This is a genomic window from Saccharopolyspora sp., from assembly GCF_017434145.1.
In the GTDB taxonomy this organism is placed as follows: Bacteria; Actinomycetota; Actinomycetes; order Mycobacteriales; family Pseudonocardiaceae; genus Saccharopolyspora_C; species Saccharopolyspora_C galaxeae.
In genome coordinates, this window is record NZ_JAFRFW010000829.1 from 1 (window position 1) to 5227 (window position 5227).

Below are 5227 nucleotides of genomic sequence, written 5' to 3' on the forward strand. Positions count from 1 at the left end.
ATACCGAGCACCCGGAACCCGAGCGGCCGGAGCCCGAGCGGCCGGAAGCCGGACGAAGGAGGCGCGGGCCGACCGAGCCCAGGCGGGCGGAACCTCGGCCGGAACCCGGGCGAACGGGAACCGGAAAGCCGGAGTCGCTGCCGAAGCGGCAGCCAGGCGCCTCGGACTGGTCGAAGCAGCGGGAGCTGCGCGAGGCGCGGCGGCGGAAGGCGAACTCGACCGGTCACGCCGACACCCCGTCTTCCTCGGACACACCGGCCACCGACTAGGCGAGTGCGGCCGATCCGACGGAAGTGCCGACGCTGCCCGCCACAGCGCGGAGCATCGCACCGTCACGTGCGGATTCGACGCAAAAAGCCCGCCAGTGGCCGGAAATGCTGCTCGATCGCGAACCCGGCGCCGCCCGCTCGCCCGGCAACTCGACCGGCGCAAGAAGAGGTCGGCGCTCGCAGGCGCGGCAACCGATCGAACCGCAGCGAACGGACCAGGGGAACGCAGCCGGATTCGCAGCGGAAGTGACCGCGGCACCGGCTCGGCTCATCCCACGCTGGCGCGCGCACGCCGACGAAAGCGGGCTCGCCGACCAGTGCTCGGAAGCCCGCGGCTCCGCGCGCTGCGGGCTCAACGAGCGGTGAGCTCCAAGTCCGCCGCCTTCAGCACGGTCAGGTCCGCGGGCAGCGCGTCGTTGTCCGCGGCCAGCCGGGAAGCCTGCCTGCCGGTCATGTCCTCGAAGACCTTGCGCGCGGTGCGGCCGTTGCCGAACGTGCCGTCCTTCGGGATCGCCTCGAAGTAGTCCAGCAGTGCCTGCACGGCCTCCGCATCGAGCTGGTAGTCGTGCTTGCGGCACTGCGTTTCGACGATCGTGACCAGTTCGTCCGGGCTGTAGTTGGCGAACTCGATGGTGCGGCTGAACCGGGATTCCATGCCGGGGTTCGCGCGCAGGAAATCCTCCATCTCCTTGGAATAGCCCGCGGCGATCACCACGACGTCGTCGCGGTGGTCCTCCATCAGCTTGACCAGCGTGTCGATGGCTTCCTTGCCGAAATCCGGCCCGGTACCGCCGCTGCCTGCGCTGAGCGCGTAAGCCTCGTCGATGAACAGCACCCCGCCGAGCGCGGTGTTGAACGCCTCGGTCGTCTTGATCGCGGTGCCGCCGATGATCTGCGCGACCAGGTCCGCGCGGGAAACCTCGATCAGGTGGCCCACGCGGAGCACGCCGAGCTCGGCGAGGATCTCGCCGTAGAGCCGGGCGACGGTGGTCTTGCCGGTGCCGGGAGAGCCCGCGAACACCAGGTGCCGCGCCATCGGCGGTGCGGACAGGCCCGCGTCCACCCGCCGCTTGGCCATCTTGTTCAGGTTGACCAGCGAGGTCACTTCCTTCTTGACGCCCTCCAGGCCGACCAGGCGATTCAGCTCGCCCAGCGGGTCGGAAGCGCTCGGGGCCTTCTCGCGGGCCTGCGGCGCGGGCTGTTCGGCGGGTTGTTCGGTGGTCGCCGCCGCCGAGCTCCCGTAGGCGTCCTGCGCGCCGTTGCCGCCGCTGATCAGGTCCTGCACCGTGATCTCCGCGGCGGGGCGCAGCTGCCGGACTCCGCTGCCCCGGTTGTCCCGGACCGTGCAGCCGATCAGCTTCACCGGCTCCTCGGTTTCCAGCAGGACGCCGTCCGCGCCGCCACCGGTGAACTCCGATTCGGACACCGTCCCGGACGCGCCCGCTGCGACCCGGCAGCCCATGCCGCGGCTGCCGTGCACCCGGCAGCGCTGCAACGACAGGTCCGAACCGGAGCCCGCCAGCACGCCGTCGCCGCCCGCTTCGGTGATGTCGCAGTCGTTGAGCAGCAGCGCCGCCTCGTTGATCGAGACGCCCGCCGCGCCGGAACGGCTCAGGCTCAGCCCCGAGATCGAGGGCCGCGCGCCATTGCTGACCTGCACGCCTTCCGTGCCGGTCCGGTCGATCTCCACGTTCTCCAGCCGCCCGCGGGCGGCGCCGTCCACCACGATCGCCGCGCCGTCGCTGCCGATCACCCGCAGCCTGCGGAAGAACGGGTCGGAGCCATCCTCGATGAGCAGCCCGCCGGTGCAGCTGGAGACCTCGGTCCCGTCGAACTCGGCGGTGCTGCGCTCGGTGAGCCCGACGCCGACACCATCCACATCGGACACATCGCAGCCGGTGACCGCGCCGGAGGAACGGCCCGCGAAGTGCAGCCCGCGCCCGCGCGCACCCTGCACGCGGCAGGAGCGCAGCACCGGCGCGCAACCTTCCGCCACGTACATGCCTTCCGCACCGACCCGTTCGACGCCGCACTCCTCCAGCTGCACCGACTGCGGGCTCGCCAGGTAGAAGCCGATGCCGCGGCAGTCGGACACGGTCAGCCGGCTCGCGTTGAGCTGCGCCTGCTGCTCAACCGCGATGGCCGGTTTGGCCACTCCGGACACGGTGGTGTCCGCGACGGAGATCCGGCCGTGGCCGTTCAGGCAAATCCCGTTGCCCGCGGCCTCCCGCACCGCGCAGGCCCGCACGGTCAGGTCCCCGCTCTCGGCCACGACGACCGCGGACGTGCCCAGTTGCAGCAATTCGCAGGAATCCAGCACACCACCCTGCGCGGAGGTGACCACCACGCCCGCGCCGACCTGGTTGCGGACCTTGCACTCGCGCATCAGCACGCTGCCGGTGTCCCGCGCGTAGATCGCGGCCCAGCCGCTGGAACCGACCTCGCACTCGGTCAGCGAAAGCTGCCCCGTGGTCGCCAGCACCGCCGGGTTCTCGCCGTCGACGGCGTCCACGGTGATCCCGGACAGCGCGGCCGAATCGGCGGCCAGTGCGACCGCGACGCCCTTCTGCGCGGCGATCCGGACGGTGCCCGGACCTTCCTCGGCGGTGATGGTGATCGCCTTGGTCAGCACCAGGTTCTCGGTGTAGCGGCCGGGCCCCACCACGATCACCGCGCCATCGGAGGCGCTTTCGACGGCGTCGCCGATGCTGCGATGGCCCTGGCCGATGCCTTGGGTGACCATGATGACGTTCTGGCTCACGTTCGGCGTTCCTCCGTACTCACCGCACGACCGCAATCTGCGCCGATCTCAACGTACCCGCGGCGTGATGATCATCGGCACGCCCGGTACCGGAACGCGGGATCCGCTCACCAGCTGCGCGCTGCCGTGCCGCTCGACGCGCCGCTTCGGGGTTCGCATTCGCGTCGACTCCGTCAGTCATAACCCGTTCTTCCGCGGCGGAGTTCCCGGCGCCGCTGCCGGCGACCGAATGTGGGGACTTCCTTCATGGATCGGCCCCGGACGCCATCCCGGCGCGATGGGCTCCGCCACGCAGGATCCGGCAGCGGAGTCGACTCTAGGTGCTCACGGTGCGGATTTCGCCTTGCACGGCCGGGTCCGGGTCGGCCGAGAAGCGGCGGAACGCGTCTGCGTCGAGCCGCATCGAGGCGGGCGAATTGGGGTTCAGCAGCACATCGACCCCGCTCTCCGGCAACGCATCGGCGATCTCGTGCATGTCGGTGGCCCGCCAGCCGTCCGCCTGCACCAGGTCGCGGTGCAGCGTCGCCGTTGCCACCAGCACCGAGGGCTTGCCGTCCGGCGCTTCGGCGACGAGCGCGACACCGTCGGCGTCCAGCGCGATCTCCAGCGAGGTGTCCTCCAGCACCGACATCAGCTCGTCCGCGCCGCGGCCGTCCCGCACGAGCATCCGCAGCACCGCGTCCACCGGGTCGGTCGGCGAGTCGGGCGTGGCGGGCTCGTAGGCCGGGTTCGCCCGGAACCGGCCCCACGAACCGTCCGCCCAGGTGGCCCAGCCGCCGAGCACGCGCTCGGGCGGCGGGTCCTCCCCGAATTCCGGGGCCCATTCGGTGTCGGTCAGCAGCAGCCAGTCGGTCGGGCCCGGATCGTCCGCGTTCTCCTGCTGGTCCTGGACGTGCTGGCCGGGATCTTCACTCATCGGTCGGCTTCCCATCCGTTCCGGCTCCCACCTGCCAGCCCAGCATCCGCAGGTCTTCCGCGGCCGCGGTGGGCAGGCTGGTGCGCGCGTTCGTGAGTTGCTGCTCCGTCGGCTTGCGCGCGGATCTGACGAACGCCGCGACCAGGCGCACCGAGCCGGGACTGCCCGGGTTGAACAGCACGTCGATGCCCTCCGGCAACATGTCGGTGAGCTGCTCGATGCCGACGTGCCGCCACGAACCGACCTTCGGCGAATCCAGCCGGTGGGCAGGCGAAGTCGCCACCAGCAGGCAGTCGACCTCGTCCGGGGACGGCACGATCAGCGGCCCGCCGCCGGGACCGAGCGCCACCTCGTACTCGCTGTCGCGCAGCAGCAGCCGTGCCTGGTCCGGTTCGGCGCGGCGCACGATCAGCATCCGGAACAGCGCGTCCAGCGGGTCCGCCGGAGCGTCCGGGTCGCTGGGTTCGTAGTCGGGATTGGCGCGGAAGCGGCCCAGTTCGCCGTTCTCGTCCACCGGCCACAGGCCCATGATCGAGGCGACGGGCGGTTCCGTCTCGTCCGCAGTGGGCATCCACTGCGGATCCATCAGCAGATACCAGTTCCCCTCACCGGTGACCTCGGACGGCATCGGGACTCCTTCCGGCCGGGTCAGGCCGACGGGTCGAGCAGGTGGCGCAGCGCGCGGTGCGTGCTGACCGCGTCCAACTGCTCCGGTGGGCGTCCGGCGGCACGGATGTGCGCGAAGAACTGCTCGTCCGGGGCCAAGCCGTACTCCTCCAGGTAGTAGCTGACCGCGTCCGGCCACAACCACACTCCGTCAGTGCGGTAGGTCGTCGGCACGACCTGGCCGCGGTCGGGCCGCACCACGTCGTCCATTGTGGCGGCGGTGCTCAGCAGCACTTCACCCGCCCGCAGGTAATCCAGCACGCGCTGGAGCTCGTCCTGATCGGTGAGCTGCGGGTGATCCTGGTCGAACTGCGGCCGGCCGTCCGGGTCGACGCGGTCGAAGACCCGCGCCACGGACAGCTCGGGCGGTTCGGTCGCCGCCCACACCAGTGCGCCGTTGGCACGGGCCGCGCGCTGGTAACCGGGCACCTCATCGGTGCCGACGACCTCGATGCGAGGTGTGCCGGGGTGCTCGGCCAGCGCGCCGTGCAGCTCGGCGCTCAGGGCGGGGAGGCCGTCATCGGCTTCCACCACGTGCACCGGCAGCGGTGTGCCGCCGTCGCGGAACGGCGTGCGCCAGGACAGCCAGAGTCCGCGCGCGGCGGAGTTGCCGGA

At 71.3% G+C, this 5227-nt stretch carries 4 protein-coding genes and 1 pseudogene; 1 reads left to right on the forward strand and 4 read right to left on the reverse strand.

All coding sequences use genetic code 11. The features are described 5' to 3' along the window. Positions 1-269: hypothetical protein (locus tag IJH84_RS22500; protein WP_295148694.1), on the forward strand; the 269-nt coding region annotated here is incomplete at its 5' end. Between the two features lie 352 nt (positions 270-621). Here the strand turns inward: IJH84_RS22500 and IJH84_RS22505 are convergent. From IJH84_RS22505 to IJH84_RS22520, 4 genes and pseudogenes are all read right to left on the reverse strand, one after another. Beyond that, on the reverse strand, positions 622-3030 hold the full coding sequence (locus tag IJH84_RS22505) for a right-handed parallel beta-helix repeat-containing protein (protein WP_200068570.1): 2409 nt from the start codon (positions 3028-3030) through the stop codon (positions 622-624). Positions 3031-3346: 316 nt separating this feature from the next. Next, positions 3347-3946, reverse strand: a complete 600-nt coding sequence (locus tag IJH84_RS22510; RefSeq protein ID WP_295148699.1) for a type VII secretion system-associated protein — start codon at positions 3944-3946, stop codon at positions 3347-3349. Continuing rightward, positions 3939-4574 carry a type VII secretion system-associated protein gene (locus IJH84_RS22515; RefSeq protein WP_295148703.1) on the reverse strand — a complete coding sequence of 212 codons (636 nt, stop codon included), beginning with the start codon at positions 4572-4574 and terminating at the stop codon, positions 3939-3941. Before IJH84_RS22515 ends, IJH84_RS22510 begins: the two co-directional genes overlap by 8 nt. 20 nt (positions 4575-4594) lie before the next feature. Continuing rightward, positions 4595-5227: pseudogene (locus IJH84_RS22520) on the reverse strand (hypothetical protein); the annotation flags it as partial.

What these genes read in the sequence shown, in the direction of transcription:
- IJH84_RS22510 (WP_295148699.1), bottom strand. Translation starts at nt 3,946, where the DNA reads ATGAGTGAAGATCCCGGCCAGCACGTCCAGGACCAGCAGGAGAACGCG.
- IJH84_RS22515 (WP_295148703.1), bottom strand. Translation starts at nt 4,574, where the DNA reads ATGCCGTCCGAGGTCACCGGTGAGGGGAACTGGTATCTGCTGATGGAT.